The organism is Cyanobium sp. HWJ4-Hawea, from assembly GCF_024345815.1.
Classification (GTDB): domain Bacteria; phylum Cyanobacteriota; class Cyanobacteriia; order PCC-6307; family Cyanobiaceae; genus Cyanobium_A.
Window position 1 is genome coordinate 50,994 of sequence record NZ_JAGQBV010000003.1, and the last position, 19,059, is coordinate 70,052.

Annotated in this window: 15 protein-coding genes; 5 read left to right on the plus strand and 10 right to left on the minus strand. The window is 61.1% G+C overall.

The window, feature by feature from the left end; translation table 11 throughout:
• Positions 1-3: 3 nt before the first annotated feature.
• Positions 4-1,254, plus strand: a complete 1,251-nt coding sequence (locus KBY58_RS01490) for a type II secretion system F family protein (protein WP_255002466.1) — start codon at positions 4-6, stop codon at positions 1,252-1,254.
• Here KBY58_RS01490 and KBY58_RS01495 read toward each other — a convergent pair.
• The gene (locus KBY58_RS01495; protein ID WP_255002533.1) at positions 1,242-2,552 is read right to left on the minus strand and encodes an NAD(P)/FAD-dependent oxidoreductase; all 1,311 of its coding nucleotides are present in this window, start codon (positions 2,550-2,552) and stop codon (positions 1,242-1,244) included. The genes KBY58_RS01490 and KBY58_RS01495 overlap by 13 nt on opposite strands.
• Before the next feature lie 6 nt (positions 2,553-2,558).
• Between KBY58_RS01495 and dusA the strand changes: the two genes are divergently transcribed.
• Positions 2,559-3,584: a tRNA dihydrouridine(20/20a) synthase DusA gene (gene dusA, locus KBY58_RS01500; protein WP_255002468.1), complete on the plus strand. Its 1,026-nt coding sequence runs from the start codon at positions 2,559-2,561 to the stop codon at positions 3,582-3,584.
• Between the two features lie 21 nt (positions 3,585-3,605).
• Here dusA and KBY58_RS01505 read toward each other — a convergent pair whose 3' ends face one another.
• The 7 genes from KBY58_RS01505 to KBY58_RS01535 all read right to left on the minus strand — a co-directional run bounded on the left by KBY58_RS01505 (position 3,606) and on the right by KBY58_RS01535 (position 10,645).
• Entirely contained in the window at positions 3,606-4,094 is a 489-nt protein-coding gene (locus KBY58_RS01505) for an RNA recognition motif domain-containing protein (protein WP_255002470.1), read from the minus strand.
• A 90-nt stretch (positions 4,095-4,184) separates the two neighbouring features.
• The gene (argH, locus tag KBY58_RS01510; protein ID WP_255002471.1) at positions 4,185-5,597 is read right to left on the minus strand and encodes an argininosuccinate lyase; all 1,413 of its coding nucleotides are present in this window, start codon (positions 5,595-5,597) and stop codon (positions 4,185-4,187) included.
• Positions 5,598-5,641: 44 nt separating this feature from the next.
• Positions 5,642-6,985, minus strand: coding sequence for a PP2C family protein-serine/threonine phosphatase (locus KBY58_RS01515; protein WP_255002536.1), 1,344 nt, complete (start codon positions 6,983-6,985; stop codon positions 5,642-5,644).
• Between the two features lie 42 nt (positions 6,986-7,027).
• Positions 7,028-8,512 (minus strand): signal recognition particle-docking protein FtsY, encoded by a 1,485-nt coding sequence (ftsY, locus tag KBY58_RS01520; RefSeq protein ID WP_255002473.1) that lies wholly within the window; start codon positions 8,510-8,512, stop codon positions 7,028-7,030.
• A gap of 7 nt (positions 8,513-8,519) precedes the next feature.
• Positions 8,520-9,191, minus strand: coding sequence for a transcription antitermination factor NusB (nusB, locus tag KBY58_RS01525; protein ID WP_255002476.1), 672 nt, complete (start codon positions 9,189-9,191; stop codon positions 8,520-8,522).
• Positions 9,191-9,916, minus strand: a complete 726-nt coding sequence (locus KBY58_RS01530) for a DUF502 domain-containing protein (protein WP_255002477.1) — start codon at positions 9,914-9,916, stop codon at positions 9,191-9,193. The genes nusB and KBY58_RS01530 overlap by 1 nt, the downstream gene beginning before the upstream one ends.
• A 57-nt stretch (positions 9,917-9,973) precedes the next feature.
• Entirely contained in the window at positions 9,974-10,645 is a 672-nt protein-coding gene (locus KBY58_RS01535) for an HpsJ family protein (RefSeq protein ID WP_255002479.1), read from the minus strand.
• 42 nt (positions 10,646-10,687) lie between these two features.
• Here KBY58_RS01535 and queG point away from each other — a divergent pair, with 42 nt between their 5' ends.
• The 3 genes from queG (at position 10,688) to KBY58_RS01550 (ending at position 15,112) form a co-directional block, all read left to right on the plus strand.
• A complete protein-coding gene (queG, locus tag KBY58_RS01540) occupies positions 10,688-11,635 on the plus strand; it encodes a tRNA epoxyqueuosine(34) reductase QueG (RefSeq protein WP_255002480.1) in 948 nt (315 codons plus the stop codon).
• Positions 11,636-11,661: 26 nt separating this feature from the next.
• Positions 11,662-12,570, plus strand: a complete 909-nt coding sequence (locus KBY58_RS01545; RefSeq protein ID WP_255002482.1) for a tetratricopeptide repeat protein — start codon at positions 11,662-11,664, stop codon at positions 12,568-12,570.
• A gap of 67 nt (positions 12,571-12,637) precedes the next feature.
• Positions 12,638-15,112, plus strand: coding sequence for a DNA topoisomerase (ATP-hydrolyzing) subunit A (locus KBY58_RS01550; RefSeq protein ID WP_255002485.1), 2,475 nt, complete (start codon positions 12,638-12,640; stop codon positions 15,110-15,112).
• A 43-nt stretch (positions 15,113-15,155) separates the two neighbouring features.
• Here the strand turns inward: KBY58_RS01550 and purF are convergent, their stop codons facing one another.
• Complete coding sequence (gene purF / locus KBY58_RS01555; protein ID WP_255002487.1) at positions 15,156-16,652, minus strand: amidophosphoribosyltransferase; 1,497 nt, start codon at positions 16,650-16,652, stop codon at positions 15,156-15,158.
• A gap of 11 nt (positions 16,653-16,663) precedes the next feature.
• A complete protein-coding gene (gene purL, locus KBY58_RS01560) occupies positions 16,664-19,039 on the minus strand; it encodes a phosphoribosylformylglycinamidine synthase subunit PurL (RefSeq protein ID WP_255002488.1) in 2,376 nt (791 codons plus the stop codon).
• Between the last annotated feature and the right edge of the window lie 20 nt (positions 19,040-19,059).

A 19,059-nucleotide genomic window follows, 5' to 3' on the forward strand; every position in this document is an offset into this window, starting at 1 on the left:
GCCGTGGCGCGCTTTGTAAGTACCTACGTCGGCAAAAACGGCGAACCCCGCCAACTGCGGGTTGAGGCGGTTGATTGGTTTGATGCCAAAAGGCAACTGAGGCGGCGGGGAATCCGGGCCAGCCAACTGGAGCTCCTAACTGCCTCCCAACCTCCAGGCCCTGACATTTCAGGGAGCTCAGGCGGCTTTATGCAGCTTGAAAGACTGCTTGAGGCCAGGCCTGGGATCAGGGAGAAGGCCCTCTTTGCCAACAAATTGGCCGCCATGGTGGATGCCGGTGTGCCCATCGTGCGCAGCCTGGATTTGCTGGCAGCCCAGCAAAAAATGCCCCTGTTCAAGCGGTCCCTGGTGAGCCTTTGCCGTGAGGTGAACGAAGGCAGCAGCTTGGGAGCCGCGATGCGGGCATGGCCCCAGGTATTTGACCGGCTTACGGTTGCCATGGTGGAAGCGGGCGAGGCCGGCGGGGTAATGGATGAATCCCTAAAGCGCCTGGCCAAACTGCTGGAAGACAACGCCAAATTGCAAAATCAAATCAAGGGGGCATTGGGCTATCCAATGGCGGTGCTTTTAATTGCAGTTTTAGTTTTCCTAGGTATGACAATATTTTTAATCCCCACCTTTTCAGGAATCTTCGAAGATTTAGGGGCCCAGCTGCCCCCATTCACCCAACTAATGGTGACCCTAAGCCAGCTGCTGCGCTCGATCTTTTCCATCTTTGCGGCTGCCGCCCTATTGCTGGGGGGTTGGCTATTTAGCCGCTATTACGCCAGCGCCCATGGCCGGCGCCGCATAGATGGCTGGCTACTGAAACTGCCCCTATTTGGAGATCTGCTGCAAAAAACAGCCACCGCCCAATTCTGCAGAGCCTTCAGCTCCCTAACCCGGGCAGGTGTTCCGATCCTCTATTCCCTAGAAATAGTGCGTGAAATAGCTGGCAACATCCTGATTGCCGATGCGATCACAGCCTCCCGCAACGAAGTGCAGGAGGGGATGCCACTCAGCCTGGCCCTATCGCGCAAAAAAGTATTTCCAGAGATGGCCTTAAGCATGCTTGCCATTGGCGAAGAAACCGGAGGAATGGACACCATGCTCTCAAAGGTGGCCGACTTCTATGAAGACGAGGTGGGGGCAGCCGTAAAGGCCCTCACGGCCATGCTGGAGCCGGCGATGATCGTGGTTGTGGGAGGCATCGTGGGATCGATCCTGCTGGCCATGTATTTGCCGATGTTTTCGATCTTTGATCAAATCAAGTAGCCCTGGCGAGCGGCAATCGCCTGTCCCGCCAGCCAACCGGAACTCCAGCAGTGTTGGAAGTTGAATCCGCCGGTGATTCCATCCACATCGAGCAGCTCACCGGCCAGATAAAGCCCGCTGCTAATCCGACTTTCCATCGTGGCCAAGCTCAATTCAGCCAAGGGCACGCCACCGGCGGTTACAAACTCCTCACCAAAGGGTCCCCTGCCGGTGACTTCGTAGCGGCTGGCCCGCAGGGCCTGAATCAGGCCGATCTGGTGGACCTTGGAGAGATCGGCCCAGCGCCGCTCTGGATCGGCCCCCACCTGAACCAAAAGATGCCCCCAAAGGCGGCGACTCAGCTCGGGCCAGGGACGCCAATTAGTCAATTGGCGCTTGGCCTGGTGGCTGCGGGCCTCGGCAAACCAACCCTCCAGCTGGGCCTGGGAGCGGCCGCCGCTCCAATCCAGCTTCAAGACGGCGCGATAGCCCACCTGCTTCAAGGCGCGGGCGGCAAAGGCCGTCAGCCGCAGGGTTGCCGGCCCACTGAGGCCCCAGTGGGTAATCAGCACCGGACCCTGTTGGCAAAAACGTTTTGTGCCAACTGCCCTATCGCCGGTTGCCAAGTCGGCGGAAAGTTCCAGCTCCATTGCCACCGGATCCATCGCCACCCCCGCCAGCTGCCGCAGGGGGTCAGCGGCGAGGGCCAGGGTGAACAGCGAGGGCACGGGCGCCACCAGGGTGTGGCCCAGGCCAGCGGCCAACTGCCTGCCGCTTGGGTGACTACCCGTGGCCAAGACAAGCTGACCGGCCTGCATGGCCGCACTGCGGGAACCATCGGGCCCCGGACAGCGCAGCTTCAGCTCAAAGCCCTCCCCAGGAGCGCCAATTGGCACTGCCGTTTGAAGGGCGGTGCCGAGGTGGAGCTCTACCCCGGCCAACTGGGCCGCCCGGCGCAGGGTCTTAATTACCGATTCCGAGCGATTGGAGCGGGGAAACATCCGCCCATCGCCTTCCTCAACCAGCTCCAGGCCGTGGTCGTCAAACCAGGCGACGGCATCGCCCGTGGCAAAACGGCTAAAGGGGCCGCGTAGGGCCTGGGATCCCCGGGGGTAATGGCCCACCAAAACCCTGGGATCCCAACAGGCATGGGTGACGTTGCAGCGGCCACCGCCACTGATTCGCACCTTGGCCAGGGGTTCGGGGGTCGCCTCCAGCAGATGGACATCCCTAGCTCCGGCTTCGGCCGCGGCAATTGCGGCCATAAATCCCGCCGCCCCGCCGCCGGCCACCACCACGGCGGCACGGGTGGGCAGCATGGGGGAATGGAGCACGTCGACGGGAGTAGCTATCGCTTCAGTGTGGCTCCAATGATGGACTACACGGATCGGCACTTCCGGGTGTTGATGCGCCAAATAACCAAGCGCAGCCTGCTCTACACCGAAATGGTGGTGGCCCAGGCCCTGCACCATGCCCGCAAACTGCCGGAGGCCAGCCAGCCCGGTGGCCGCCTGGAGCGCCTGATCGGCTTTGATCCGAGCGAACACCCACTGGCCCTCCAGGTGGGTGGTGACGATCCGGTCCTGCTGGCGGAGGCTGCAGCCCTAGCGGCCGATTGGGGCTACGACGAGGTCAATCTCAACGTGGGCTGCCCCAGCGAAAAGGTGCAGAAAGGCAGGTTTGGGGCCTGCCTGATGGCCGAACCCGACCAGGTGGCCCGCTGCATTGCCGCCATGGCCGCCGCCAGTGCCCTGCCCGTAACGGTGAAACACCGCATCGGCATCGACGAGCGCGATTCCTATGGGGAGTTGATCCAATTTGTGGACACGGTGGCCGCCGCCGGAGCAAGCCGCTTCAGCGTGCACGCCCGCAAGGCCTGGCTGGAGGGCCTCGATCCCAAGCAAAACCGCACGATCCCTCCCCTGCGCTACGAGTTGGTGCACCAACTAAAGATCGATCGGCCTGACCTCAGGATCGAAATCAATGGGGGGCTCCAGACCCTGGCTGCCTGCCAGGAACAACTGACCCTGGTGGATGGGGCGATGGTGGGCAGGGCCGTGTACGACCACCCCCTGCGCTGGGCTGGGGTCGATCGGGATATTTTTGGCGTCATTCAAGCTGGGCCGATCAAAGCCTCAACGGTGGTGCGTGGTCTGATTCCCTATGCCGAGGGTTGGCTCCAGCGGGGCAATCGGCTTTGGCCCATCGCCCGCCATTTGGTTCATGTGGTGGAAGGGGTAAACGGCGCCCGGGCCTGGCGACACCAGCTCGGTGTGGCCGCTGGCCAAAAAGACGCCGGCACGGAGGTGATGGACCAGGCTGCCCGGGCCCTGGAAGAGCGGGGTTACTAGGCCCAAACCCTGGGCTAGCCGTCAGGCCTCGCTGCTGCCGCTACGGCGGCGACGGGTGCGGCCCGCATCAAAGCTGTCTCCAGCAGGCGCTCCACTGCCATAGCTGCGGTCCTCCCATCCCTTGGCGCCCGATCCCCGCTCAGGGGCCGATCCCCGTTCAGGGGCTGATCCACCCCCCCCCCCATCCCCCCCCCCGCCGTGGCCGTACCCGCCGCCGCCGTAGCCGCCCTCGTTGCGGCGGGGACCACCACCGCCGCCACCGCCAGCACTGCGGGGTTCCGCCTTGTTGATCCGCAGGGGGCGACCCATCAATTCCACACCCTGAAGGGCATCAATTGCCTTCAGTTCGGCGGCGTCATCGACCATTTCCACAAAGGCAAAACCGCGCTTGCGCCCGGTATCGCGCTCCAGGGGCAGGGCGCAATTCGTAACTTCACCAAAAGGTGCAAACAACTCAGCCACGTCTTCCTGCTCTGCGCGGAAGGGGAGATTGCCAACAAAAATGCTCACGAACCAAGGTCGGCCCCGGGGCCGCTGAAATGTGGGCCCAAGGGCCTCTAACCAAGCAAGCCTAAATCGCCCAATTACATCTGGCCTGGCCTAGCAAGCCAAGCGGCTGCGCATTCGTTGCAGCTGTTGATCCACCTGCTCGAAGCCAGTACCACCCTCACTGCGGCGGGCCGCCACAACCTGGCGGGGGGCAATGGCCGCATAAATGTCGGCTTCAAAGGAGGGATGAAGCTCTTTCCAGCGATCGAGGCGAAGGTCCTTGAGCAGGAGCCCCTCCGCCAAGGAACTTTTCACCAGGCCACCCACCAGTTGGTAGGCCTCCCGAAAGGGCACCCCCTTGGCCACCAAATAATCGGCCACATCAGTGGCATTGGAGAAGTCGGCAGCCACTGCTGCCTCCAGGCGTTGGGGGCGAAACTCGAGGCCCTCCTCAAACAAAATCGCCATCGCTTCTAGGCAATCCAGGCAGGTGCGCACGCCGTCGAAAAGGGCCTCCTTGTCTTCCTGGAAATCCTTGTTGTAGGCAAGGGGTAGGCCCTTAATCATGGTGAGCAGGCCCACCAGATGACCAAACACCCGGCCACTCTTGCCGCGCACCAATTCGGGCACATCTGGGTTCTTTTTCTGGGGCATCAGGCTGCTGCCGGTGGCACAGCGGTCGGTCAGGCCGATAAAGCCAAATTCCTCACTGGCCCAGAGAATCACCTCCTCACTTAGACGGCTGAGGTGCACCAACACCAAACTCGCCGCCGCCATGAATTCCACGGCGAAATCGCGATCGCTTACGGCATCCAGGCTGTTGGCATAGATCTCGGCGAAGCCCAATTCGCTGGCCGTTTGCCTGCGATCAATCGGCACGGGTGTTCCGGCCAGGGCCGCCGCCCCCAGGGGACAGATATTGACCCTGCCGCGCACATCGGCCAGACGAGAGCGATCCCGCTCGGCCATCTCGATGTAGGCCAGCAGATGGTGGGCCAGGCAGACAGGCTGGGCCCGCTGCAGGTGGGTATAGCCAGGGATCAAGGTGCTGCGGTGGGTTTCCGCCTGGCTCAAGAGGGCCCTTTCGTAGCGAATCAGGGCAGCATCGATGGCATCGATCTGGCCGCGCAACCAGAGCCGCACATCGGTGCCCACCTGGTCGTTGCGGGAGCGACCGGTATGCAGTTTTTTGCCCAGGGGTCCGAGCAATTCAATGAGGCGGTGCTCAACGGCAAAATGCACGTCTTCCGCCTCCAGGCCAGGGTTGAACTGGCCGGCCGCCGCCTCGGAGCGCACCGTCTCCAGGCCCCCAATCAACTGGGAAGCCTCCTGCTCGGAAATCACCCCACAGGAGCCCAACATGCGGGCATGGGCCACGGATCCATCGAGGTCCTGCTGGAGCAGGGCGATGTCGAAGCCGATCGAAGCGTTAAAGCGCTCAATGGCGGGGTTGAGGCCCTCCTCAAAGCGATCACTCCAGGTGCTGGCCGGAATCGAAGAAGCGGAATTGGGCTCGGCGGCCATTGGGCGCTGCTGGCTGGAAGCGAGCCCTCAGCTTGGCAGGGAGGTCAAGGGATGCCCCCGTCCACCTTCAGCACCACCATCGAGGCGTCATCTTCGAGCTGGTGATCCGCCCCCACAAAGCGATCGAGACGGGCAAAGAGCTCATCGAGGATGCCCTGGGCCCCCAGACCCGATGCGCAGACAGTCTGGAGATGGGCTAGCAGGCGTTGCTCAGCAAAGCGTTCGCCGTTTAGGCCCGTGGCCTCCGTAACCCCATCTGTGTAATAGAGCAGCACATCGCCTGGCTCCAGCACGATCTGCCCTAATCCGTAATTCACATCCAGCTGGAGACCAATTAATAACCCCGGTGCATCGAGGCGCTCGATCCGCCGGCGGGCTTGGCGCCAGAGCAGGGGGGGGTTGTGGGCCGCATTCGCATAGCGCAGCAGACGGGTGCGGGGATCGAAATCGGAATAGAAGAGGGTCACAAAGCGGTGGGAATGGTCCAGGTCCTCCTGGGCCAGCTGGTTGAGATCGTGGAGAATCCGATCCGGGCGATGGCCGCTTAAAACCTCTGCCCGCAACATGCCGCGCAACAGGGTCATCAACAGACCAGCGGGCACCCCCTTACCCATCACATCCCCCATCACCAGGGCCCAGCGGCTGGCCTGCCGCCGGCGCCCCGTCAGCTGGGGCCTGGTGGGAATGAAGTCGTAATAGTCGCCGCCAACGGCAAAGGCCGAGCGACATCGGGCAGCTAGATCAACCCCCTCAATCACCGGGCAACGGTCCGGCAGGAGCTGGGCTTGAATCTCTGCGCCAATGCTCATTTGGCGATCTAGCCGCTCGTGGCGCTGCTTCGCCTGCAGGAGGCTCTCACTTTCCAGGGCCACCCCGGTGAGATCGGCGACCAACTGGAGATGGCGGCGATGAATCCCACTCCAGGGCAAACCGTGGGAGTTGCCAAAAACGTACAAACGTCCGCGCTGGCGGTTGCGGGCCACCACGGAAGTGGCGACCACCTCGACCTCCCCCAAAAGTCGCCCCACCAATCCATCGAGCAGGGCCACCAGCGATTGGTGATCGCTGCAGGCAGCTAAATCAGCATCAGGTAAGGCGGCAAGCTGGCGCAACAGCTCGGCGCAACGATCAGCTGGGGTGGCCTGTAGCTGGTCGTGCCAGAGGCGTCCGTCGTCATGGAAGACCAGCAAAATCGCACCCTCGGCATTCACCAGCCGGCTGGTGAGCAGGGGCACCAACTCGAGAAAGCGGCTGAGGTTGGTGAAACTGCGCAGGGCAAATGCCAGGGAGGCCAGCAGCTCCTGGTTGTGGCGTTGCTCCTGGCTGAGGCTGTCGAGCAACTGGCGTAAAGACGCCGAAGCCGAGAAAACGGAGCCATTGGGCGGCATGGTGCTCACCAAACGGCCTCAAGAGACCCGAAAGATAGCGACCTAACTGGCCAGGAGCGCTTCCACAAACTCAAAACTGTTGAACGGTCGCAGATCGCGAATCCCCTCTCCCGCGCCCACAAAACGAATCGGCAGACCCGCCTCGGAGGCCACCGCCAGGGCCACACCCCCGCGGGCACTGCCATCGAGCTTGGTGATCACAACCCCGGTCAAACCAGCGGCCTTGGCAAAGGCCATGGCCTGCCTCAGGCCGTTTTGACCCTGGCTGGCATCAAGCACCAACAACGACTCCACGGCCGCCTCCGGCGCCAATTTGTCGACGATCCGGCGCACCTTGGCCAGCTCCTCCATCAGGTTGTGCTTGGTCTGCAGGCGCCCAGCCGTATCGACAAGCACCAGCTCGGTGCCCTTGGCCTTGGCAGCCCCAATTGCATCAAAAACGACCGCCGCTGGATCGGCATTAGCAGTGGTGTTGGCAATCACCGGCACGTCGCTGCGATCACCCCAAACCTGCACCTGTTGGACGGCCGCGGCCCGAAAAGTATCCGCAGCCGCAATCAGGCAGCTGTAGCCACTGCGCACTGCCAGGTTGGCCAACTTGCCCAGGGTGGTGGTTTTACCTACCCCGTTCACCCCCACCATCAGCCAAACATTGAGGCGATCCCGCTGGGGGGCCAAAAGGTCTTGGCCGCTCTCCTTAATCGGGCCCTGCAGCACCTGCCGCAGCTGGTCCTTGAGGAAGCGAATCCCCTCCGTGGGATCCACCACCTCCTCGTTAAGACGCTTGCGTAGGGCATCGAGCACCCGGTCGGTGGCCTGAACCCCCACATCGGCCCGCAATAGGGCCCCTTCTAGGTCGTCAAGGATTTCAGGGGTGAGGGGATCGTCACCGAGGTTGTCGAGCAACTGGGTGACAAAACCCTGGCGGGTTTTCTCCAACCCCTGGCGCAGGCGAGACAGCCAATCGATCTCCTCTAGGGAAATCTGATCAACCCGCTTGCCCTGGGCTGCGAGCACCTCGGCCGACCAGGTGAAGGTCTCGTCAAATTCCCCCAACTGGGGCTCGGCGCTGGCCCGCGCCGGCCCAGAAGCATCAGCTAGGGCGCCAACTTCTGCCGGAGCGACAACTTCTGCAGGGGCGGCGATGCTCTGTTGGCGCTGGACCCGCTCAGCTGCGGCCTGCTCCAGCAGCGAAAGACCCTGCACTGGAGCGGGGGTTTCGGGGGCTGTTGTTGGGGGGGCTGCTGTGTGGGGGTCCGCTAATGGCTGTTGTTGTGCAGGTTCCGCATGGACTACTTGCTCTTGAACTGGCTCGGGCTGGGGTGCTTCCTGTTCTTTGGCAACTTCCTTTTGGGCAGCTTCCTCCTTGGCCGCCTGCTGCTGGGCCTTTAGACGCGCATAGGCCTGCTTCGCCCACTCCAGGGCCTCAGCATTGGGGTCTACGGGGGCCGCCTGTTCGGCGGCGGGGGTCTCTTCCTGGGGAGCCTGGCCCCCTTCGCCAGTGCGGTTAAACCAGTCGTAAACCATGGCTAAATCAGGCCTCCCCGCTTGTCAGAACCTGGCTGGGGATATGGCCAGCCGCCTTGGCGGCGGTGTAACGGCGCAGCACCCCATTGATCATGCGCCGGCCCTGCTCATCGCTGTAGCGGTTGGCCAACTCCACCGCCTCATTGCAGGCCACGGCCGCCGGAGTGGCGAACTGGCCCAAATCGACTACGGCCAGGCGCAGGATGTCGCGATCAATCCTGGGCAAACGACCCAAACGCCATCCCTCCATCACCCCATCCAATTCAACGTCGATGGTTTCCCTTTGGGCCAAAACCGCCCGGGCCCGCTGAATGGCCCCCATCCGCACGCTCTCCTGATCGGCCAAGAGCAACAGACGGGGCAATTCCAGGCTGGCTGAGAGGCGATTAAGGGCCTGCTCGGCCGATTCCAGGCCGGCTTGGAGGTGCTTTCGAACCCGCGGCAATTGCTGGTCACCCTGCTCCTGCAACTCACTGTCGAGCAGTTGCTGCTGAGCCGTTTGCAGATTTTCGGCCGATAGGTCCAAGGCCTCGCGCACATGCTGCTGAAGGGTGGATAGGGCCTGTTGCAACAGGACATCCATGGCCCCATCGGCCAAGCTCTTCGGGCCCGGACCCCGGTCGCTGGTCTGGCCCAACATCAGCAGGGCCAGTTCACGGGAAAGGGTGCGGCTCTGCATCAGGACATCTGGGGGGCACGCAGCTGGGCCAGCAAGCTGGAAAAGCTGCGATTGGGGGCTTCACGCTCATCGGGGTTAACGATGCCCGCGGAAATGATCGTGCGGAAGGCATCTTCCACGGAGAGATCAAGATCCTTAACGGAGCGCTCTGGCACAACGGTGTACCAGCCGGTGGTTGGGTTTGGGGCGGTGGGAATGAACACGCTGAGCATCGGTTCGGTAAATCCAGCCTGCATGGCTGATCCCAGCACACCTGTGACAAAACCCAGGGCAAATAGACCCTCCCTGGGATATTCCACCAACACAACCCGGCGAAACTTGCTTGAGCTGCCCTGGAGAAAGGTCTCAAGCAGCTGCTTGAGGGTTTTGTAAACCGAACCAGCCACGGGAATCCGCAGCAGGGTGCCCTCCCCAAACTCGAGCAACCAACGGCCGACGATGTTGCGGGCCATCAAGCCAATCAGCAGGATCCCGAGCAGGGGAACCAGGAGGCCCACGCCCAGGTTGATCAGCTCCAGCAACAGCGGATTAAGGGTGTTGAAGGGGTTGAACTGTTTGGGAATCGAGGTGAGAAAAGCCAGCACAAAACGGCTGACCGTGGTGGCCAGCCAAATGGTGGTGGCCAGCGGAATCACCACCAACAGACCTGCAATCAGGTCGTTCTTGAGGTCCTGCTGAAACCGATTGGCCAGCGGCTGGTCAGATTTGGGATTGGACTGAACCAAGGAACAATCCGGAAATCCGGTATTCAGCTATCTGGGGGCAACCTAGCGAGGCACGTCTCAGATCAGGGCCACCAGGGCCAACACCCCAAAGGCAATGGCCAAAACTGCCGCGCGCCAGGTGCCACCAAAACGCCTCTGCTGCACCGCCAAATCCCTGCCCAACTTGGCCTGACCCAGTTGCTGTTCCTGCTTCTCGAGCTGGGGCTTGAGCTGGGTATCAATGAATTGACGTGCCTTGAGCTGCTTTTCCTGCTCCGACATCGTGGCTGGAATTTGACCGGCCTTCTCCGCCTGGGCAATCACCTGGTCCACCGCCTTGGGATCGGCCAATTGCTGCTTCTCCCGCTCCAGTTGCAGCGTCTGCATCGCTAGGGCGCCATCGGCCTGGGCCACCTGTTCACCCGTGGCCTTTTCAGAGCCGATCGACACGGGCACCGCCACCACCATCGTGATGGCGAGCACGATGCTTACCAGGCCCACCACCCAGCGGATGGGGGTGCGGTCGGGGCCCGGTTGATCAAGCCTGGAGCCGTAGAGCATCAGCACCAGGCCCAGCAGGGCCATCGGGGATTCGCCCACCAGACGATCTACAAATAATTGGCGAAAGGGCTCCAAAGCCCAGTTCCAGGAGGCCAACAGCACCAGCATTTGCAGCGCCAGCAGCACCACCAAGGTGATGCCCACCCAACGAAGCAGGTGGCCGAAACGGGTAATTGACGCGGTGCTCACGGGGTTTACGCAGCAAACTATGGGGGTGGCGCAACTTTACGGGTGTTAGCCCTAGCCCTCCAGCTCAAGGAGCAGGCCCGCTCCCTGGGCTTCAACCCGGTCGGTCTGGCGGCCGTGCCAGGGGGGGAGAGGATCGCCCTGAGAACTGCCGCCCTCCAACGGTGGCTGGCGGCGGGATACCAGGCCGACATGGGCTGGATGGCAGACCCAAAACGACGGGCCATAGAAAAATTGCTTCCCGGGGTGCGCAGCCTGCTGGCGGTGGGCCTGAACTACTACGTGAAAACCGAGCGCGCCGAGGGTTCCCTGGCCGTGGCGCGCTACGGCTGGGGCCGCGATTACCACCGCACCATTGATCGCCGCTTGCGGCAGCTTGGCCGTTGGCTCGAGCAGCAGGTGCCAGGGGTGGGTTGGCGGGCCTGCGTCGACAGCGCTCCCTTGATGGATAAGGCCTGGGCTGAGGAGGCAGGCCTCGGCTGGATTGGCAAACACGGCAACCTGATAAACCGCGACCAGGGCTCCTGGCTATTGATCGGCCACCTGCTCACCGATTTGGAATTGCCAGCCGATGGCCCTGGCCAACCACTCTGCGGTAGATGCACCGCCTGTATCGAAGCCTGCCCAACCGGGGCAATTCGCGAGCCCTTCGTGGTGGATAGCCGCCGCTGCATCGCCTTCCACACCATCGAAAACCGGGATGCGGAGCTGCCAGCGGCCATCGAAAAGGGCATGGGGACGTGGGTGGCAGGTTGCGATATCTGCCAGGACGTCTGCCCCTGGAATCAGCGGGAGCTGGAAAGCAGCACCGATCCGGATCTACAGCCCCGGCCATGGCTGCTCAATCTCCAGGCCACAGAAGCCCTGGAATGGAGCGATCAAACCTGGGATGGCAAGCTCCGGGCCTCGGCCTTGAGGCGGATCAAACCCTGGATGTGGCGCCGCAATATCCAGGCCGCCGAAAAATCCCTTGCCCAGCAACTACCTCCCTAGGGTGGGTTACCCCTATTTCTTGCCCCATGGCCCCCCGCTGGCTCCGAGCTGGAGTGGCAGCACCCCTGATGTTGGGGCTCTCCCTGGGAAACCTGCCGGCTGCGAGGGCAAACCTGGTGCCCTACGTCTACATCCCCCAAAGGGTTGAGTTGGAAGGGGCTGGTCTGGGTATAGCCCAAGCCGCATCACGCCTACTGCGCCTAGGCCAGGCGGCGGAAGCCGCCCAATTGGCCGCCCTCACCGTGCAGCTTTTGCCCGATGACCCAAGGGGCTGGCTGCTGCTTGCAGAAGCCCAACTACGCAGCAAACAGCTCAAGGAAGCGGGAACTTCCCTGGCTCGGGCAAAGGAATTGGATCCGCGCAATCCGGGCATCTGGTTTGCCCAGGGCTCCCTCGCCCTGCGGGAAGGTAAGCCGGAAGCTGCCATAGAGCTTCTGGGCCAGGGCCTCAAGCTGGATTCCAACAACGCCGGTGCCTATTTCGACATCGGCAATGCCCACATCCAGCTGGCCCAACCAGTCCCTGCCCTAAAGGCCTTTGAACAGGCCGCCAAACTGCGCCGTGATTTCTGGGAAGCGATCAACAACCAGGGATTGGTGCTGTTCGACATGGGTAAAACCAAGGAGGCCCTTGGTCGCTGGCGCCAGGTGCTCAGCCTGAAACCGGACGCAGCCGAGACAAACCTGGCCTTGGCCACGGGCCTTTTCAGCGAAGCAGCAGGACGCCAGGACAGCAAATATCAGGAGGCCTTGGCCCTAGCCAACAAGGCCCTGGCAGCTGACCCCAACTACGTGCTGGATAGCTACCAAAAAGACCAGCTCTGGGGACCAAAACTGCGCCTTATAACCCAGGAATTACTTCAGCAAAGTGGGCTTAAGGCAGCGGTGGAAAGGGCCCTGGCCAATGCCAACCCCGATGGCAACGAAGAGGAGTAGGAATTCCAGGGTCTAGGCACCATCTGTAGGCTGAGCCCAAAATTCAGCCTTCTCCCAGCAGCATCGGATGGCCGAAGAACGGATCCAACCGATAGCCCTGCATCAGGAGATGCAGCGCTCGTACCTCGAATACGCGATGAGCGTGATCGTGGGTCGGGCCCTGCCCGATGTACGCGATGGCCTCAAGCCCGTACAGAGGCGGATCCTGTTTGCGATGCATGAGCTGGGCCTGACCCCAGATCGCCCCTACCGCAAGTGCGCCCGGGTGGTGGGCGACGTGCTTGGCAAATATCACCCCCACGGCGACCAGGCCGTCTATGACGCCCTTGTACGGCTGGTACAGACCTTCGCCAGCCGCCATCCCCTGCTGGATGGCCACGGCAACTTCGGCTCGGTCGATGACGACCCCCCGGCCGCCATGCGATACACCGAAACCCGGCTGGCCCCGATCGCCAACGAGGGGATGCTCGATGAAATCAGCAGCGACACGGTTGATTTCGCCCCCAACTTCGACAGCTCCCAACAGGAACCCACGGTGCTGCCGGCCCAGCTGCCATTCCTGCTGCTGAATGGCTGCACCGGAATCGCCGTGGGCATGGCCACCAGCATTCCGCCCCACAACCTCGGCGAAGTGGTGGATGCCCTGATTGCCCTAATCCGCAAACCGGACCTAAGCGATGAAAAGCTGCTGGAACTGGTGCCCGGACCCGACTTTCCCACCGGTGGTGAGGTGCTTATTGGCAGCGGCCTGCGCGAGACCTACCTGGGCGGCAGGGGCAGCATTCCCATGCGAGGTGTTGCCCACATTGAAGAAATCCAAATGGGCAAGGGGCGCCACAAACGCTCTGCGGTGGTGATCACTGAACTGCCCTACCAGCTCAGCAAGGCTGGCTGGATTGAGAAATTGGCCGACCAGGTCAATGAGGGCAAGATCGGCGGCATCTCAGACATTCGCGATGAAAGCGATCGCGACGGCATGAGGGTGGTGGTGGAGTTGCGTCGGGATGCAAGTCCGGAAGCGGTGCTGGCCGATCTGCAACGGCGCACTGCCCTCCAGAGCAATTTCGGAGCAATTCTGCTGGCCCTGGTTAACGGCCAACCGGTGCAGCTGAGCCTGCGCCGCATGCTCCAACACTTCCTCGAATACCGGGAACTGACAATCCTGCGCCGCACCCGCCATGCCCTAAAGCGCTGTGAGGACAGGCTTGAGGTGGTGGAGGGGCTGCTGAAGGCCCTCCGGGCCCTGAAACAGGTAATTGAAATGATCACCGCCGCCGCCGATGCGGCAAGCGCCAAGGCAAGCCTGCAGGTGCACCTGGATCTAAGCGAACGCCAGGCCGATGCGGTTTTGGCGATGCCCCTGCGCAGGCTCACCGGCCTTGAGCAAGAAAGCCTGCGCAAGGAGGCGGAAGAACTGGGACTTAAGCGCAAGGAACTGCGCCATCTGCTCGATAACCGGGAGGTCCTGCTAGACACCCTGGTGAACGAGCTGAAAGCCCTAAAAAAACGCTTTTCCACGCCCCGGCGCACCCGCCTGGTGGAAGGTGGAGATGAATTGGTCGCCCAGCGAGCAGCCGCGGTTCGCCCCAATGCCGAACTGCAACGGCAGCAGGCCTTTGCCGCATTGGCCAGTGAAAGCCGCCTACTAATCCAAGCCGACGGGGCGGTCAAGATTGTTAGCCCCCAAATGCTGGGGCGAATGCACCTCGAAGAGGTGAGTCCGTTAGGCGACAACCCCTCACCAGCCCAGCTGATCTATCCCATAGCCCAGCAACCGCTGTTGTTGGCCTTCAGCGAAAGCGGCCGAGTTGCCCTTTTGAGGTGGGAATTTGCCGGCCAACTGAATGGCTCCCTAGAGAAATTTTTACCAGACAGCATGGAGGGTGAAAGGGTCGTGCAGGTGGTTCCACTCCCCACTGAAACCACTAGCAGCATTGGTTTATTGAGTAGCGACGGCCGCTTCAAAAGGCTGTCGCTTGAAGATTTTCAGGAGCTCTCCGGCAGGGCTGCCACGGTGCTCAAGCTGAAGGAGGGGGTGTGTCTACAGCGGGCGGTGGTCTGCCGAGAAAACAGCGATTTAGTGGTGGCAAGCAGCACCGGCAGGATGCTGCGCCTGGAGGTAAATGAAGGGAATCTGCCCCTAATGGGTAGGGCTGCCCAGGGCCCAACGCTTATGCGTCTGCTGCCGGGAGAAGCGGTGGTTGGGGCAGCCTGCGTTGGCAAATCCAGCGAAAACTCCCTTAGCAGCCTGGTGCTGGCCACCAGCTATGGCCAAATAAAACGGCTCAAATTGGACGATTGCCGCATCTGCCAGAGGGGAGATCTAGGACAAATCGGGATGAGATTTGAACAGCGCGGTGATCAGCTAGTTGATCTCTGCGGGGCTTCATTTGGCCTGATCAGCGCAGTGGTGAGTGAAACCAGAAACATTCGCCTTAAACCCGATGAAATCGAGGCGCAAGACACCGCAGGCAGCGGCGATAATATGGGGCTTAAGGCTGGAGAACACCTACAAAGGTTGGTCCCTCTCTTAACAATCTAAGCAGTTAACAATCTAAGCCCTTGAAATCTAGCCTATTAAGAATTTAAACAGTGGCCGCAATACCAGCGGGCTCCAACATCAGTTTACTGGAGCTCACTGATTCTTCCATTTCAATGGGATAGGCACCATCGAAGCAAGCAGAGCAGAAATTACTGGAATTGTCCTTTGCTGCATCAACCATGCCAGATTTACTTAGATAGGCAAGGGAATCCACTCCCAAGTGCTCAGCTATCTCTGCCAAGGTGAGGCGGGCAGCAATCAACTGATCCTGGGTATCCGTGTCTATTCCGTAGAAGCAGGGGTGGGTTACGGGCGGCGAACTGATCCGCATGTGCACTTCGGTGGCACCGGCATCCCGGAGGGCCGCCACCAGCTTCCTGCTGGTGGTACCTCGCACGATCGAATCATCAATCACGACAACCCTTTTACCGGAAAGCACATCCGGCAAAGGATTGAGCTTTACCCGGATACCTGCCTCACGCATCGCCTGGGTGGGCTGAATAAATGTGCGACCAACATAGCGATTTTTTATCAACCCATCTCCAAAAGGAATGCCGCTGAATTGTGAATAGCCAATCGCGGCGGGGATTCCGGAATCAGGAACGCCAATTACGATATCTGCTTCTACGGGATTCTCACGGGCCAGGGTTTCACCAATACGCACCCTATAGCTATACAGAGATTCGCCAAAGAAACGGCTGTCTGGCCTGGCGAAATAGATCATTTCAAACACACAAAGCTTGACCGGCTCGCTAGTCCATTGACTGCGCTGGGGCTGGGAATTCCCCGGTTTAAAATGGATAATTTCACCTGGATTCACATCACCATCAAATTTGGCGCCGATAATATCTAAACCACAGCTTTCACTACTTACAACCCACTGGGCCTTTTCAATATCACCAATATGGCCAAAAACCAGCGGCCTTATCCCATGGCCATCCCTAAGGGCAAAAAGGCCCACCGGAGTACCGATCACTAGGCTAAAAGCACCCCGACAGCAGCCAGCAGCTGAGCGCAAAGCCCCATCCCAATCCTTGCCCTCATTGACTGCCTTTTGAAGACAAAAAGCAATCAGCTCAGAATCGGTGGTGGAGGTGAGCTCATTGGCAATGTCGGCCAGCTTCTGGCGCAATTCGGGAGCATTGACCAAATTGCCGTTGTGGGCGAGGGCAAATGGACCCAGACGGGTCATCAAAACCACCGGCTGGGCGTTACAGACCTTGCTGCTGCCAGTTGTGGAATAGCGGTTATGGCCGATGGCCAATTGACCCTGCATCCGCTCAAGCATGTCCTGGTCAAAGACCTGGCTCACCAAACCCATGTCTTTATGGAGCCTGACCTTGTGCTCTCCATCAAAAACAGCTATGCCCGCCGATTCCTGACCGCGGTGCTGGAGTGCATAGAGACCGAAATAGGTGAGGTTTGCAACTGGCTGGTCGGATGCCAGAACGGCATACACACCACAGGCTTCTTCTGGCTTGTCGGGACGCTCTTTAACCACAGGCGCCTGGACAAACCGATAGGGGATTTCATTCTGCATCAGCGAGCCCATCAAAGCGGGGGCGCCAGATCAGCCCCCAAACGCCTGGGCAGGGCCTGCTCAAAACTTTCGCGGAGTTCGGCCACCGGCAGTTGCAGCAGATCAACCCCCGCCTGGCTGATCAAAAATTGATCACCCGCCTCCACCTCCCCCAGACACTGGGCTGGCACCTGGTTACCTGCGGCACCAAATTGATCTAGGGCCTGCTGCCAGGCCGCAGCCTGGGCGGGCTTAATGCTCACCAAAATGCGTGCCCCGCCCTCGCCAAACAAAAGATGGTCCAGGCGAGCTGGGGAGGAAGGCAGCTCCAGGTGGGCGCCATACCCGGAAGCAATGCAAGCCTCAGCTGCAGCGACCGCCAAACCCCCATCACTGAGGTCGTGGGCAGAGGCAACCAGATCAGCCGCAATGGCCTGGCGTAGGAAGGCCTGAACGTCCCTCTCTAGAACTAAATCAATCTCCGGGGGCCTACCTGTCACCAAACCGTGGACAACCTCCAGATAGCTGGTGCCGGCAAGGCTCACCCTCGGATCCAAACCATCGGTCAAAGGTGCTCCCAAGAGCCAAATCCGATCACCTGGTTCCCGCCAAGCCAAACCGGTTACTTGGGCCAGATCGTGGACCAAGCCCACCATTCCCACCACCGGAGTGGGGTGAATCGGTTGCATCCTTCCGTCGGGGAGGCGGGTTTCGTTGTAGAGGGAGACATTGCCCCCCGTAACCGGGGTATCAAGGACCGTACAGGCCGTCGATAAACCCCGACAGGACAGGGCAAGTTGCCAATAACCGGTCGGAGTTTCCGGGGAAGGAAAGTTGAGGTTGTCGGTTACGGCCAGGGGCTCTGCCCCCACACAACTGAGGTTGCGAGCAGCCTCTGCCACCGCCGCCATGCCACCCCTCTCGGGATCTAAGTAGACCCAACGATTGGGGCAGTCGACCACAGCGGCCACGCCGCGGTTCGCCTTGGCCATCGCATCGGGCCCCTGCTGGGGTCGCAAGCGCACCACGGCGGCATCGGCTCCCCCCGGCGGCACCACCGTGTTTGCCTGGACCTGGTGGTCGTATTGGCGATAAACCCACCGCTTACTGCCGATCGTGGGATCGTCGAGCAGGGCCAACAGCACCTGGCCCCAGGTTTGGGGATTGCCGGTGGCAATGCCAGCTAAGGAAGCCTGGGGCAGCTGGGATTCATGCCAGCGCCAATGGGCCTGGATTTCCGCTGGGGGTTCACTGATCAATTCGTGGTGATTGATCGGGGTGTCGTCAGCCAGGGCATTAGCTGGCACCTCCGCTGCCACCTCACCGTTTTGCAACACCCGCACAATGTTGTCGGGCAACACCCGACCCACCACGGCCGCCTGGAGACCCCAGCGGCGGAAACGGGCCATCAAGGCCTCCTCCTTGCCTGGTTTCACCACAAACAGCATCCGCTCCTGGGATTCGCTGAGCAAGAACTCATAGGGGGTCATGCCTGCTTCCCGGGCCGGCACCTTGTCGAGATCAAGCTCGATCCCCAAGCCACCTTTTGCGGCCATTTCCGAGCAGCTACAGGTAAGACCCGCAGCTCCCATATCCTGGGCGGCCAGCACATCGCCGCTCTGGAAGGCCTCTAAACAGGCCTCAATCAAACCCTTCTCCAGGAATGGATCTCCCACCTGCACCGCAGGGCGATCATCCAGGGAGGCTTCGGTGAGCTCCGCACTGGCAAAGCTGGCACCACCCATGCCGTCACGGCCGGTGGTACTGCCCACGTAAACCACCGGATTGCCCACACCCCTGGCGCCGGAGCAGACGATCTCCTCGGTCTCCATCAGCCCAAGGGCCATGGCATTGACCAGGGGATTACCGGAATAACTGGGGTCAAATGCCACCTCTCCACCAACCGTGGGCACGCCAACGCAGTTGCCGTAGTGGGCAATGCCCGCCACAACCCCCTCCATCAAGCCCACATTGCTCTCCTCATCTAGGGGGCCAAAGCGCAGGGCATTCAGCAGGGCAATGGGCCTGGCACCCATGGTGAAGATGTCGCGAAGAATCCCGCCCACACCGGTGGCAGCCCCCTGGAAGGGCTCAACTGCGGAGGGGTGGTTATGGCTTTCGATCTTGAAAGCGAGGCGCTGTCCCTCACCCAGATCCACCACTCCGGCATTTTCTCCAGGGCCCACCAGAATCCTGGGCCCCGTGGTGGGAAAACCCTGGAGCAGGGGCCTGGAGTTGCGGTAGCAACAGTGCTCCGACCACATCACCCCAAACATCCCCAGCTCGGCGCGGTTGGGAGATCGGCCCAAACGTCGGCAAATCTCGTCGTAATCAGACTGGCTGAGGTTCTCCTTACGGAGCGCATCGGACACGGAGTAGTCCGGCGCATCGAAGCGGGCAGCAACCACAACGGATCAGCAGCAGGCTT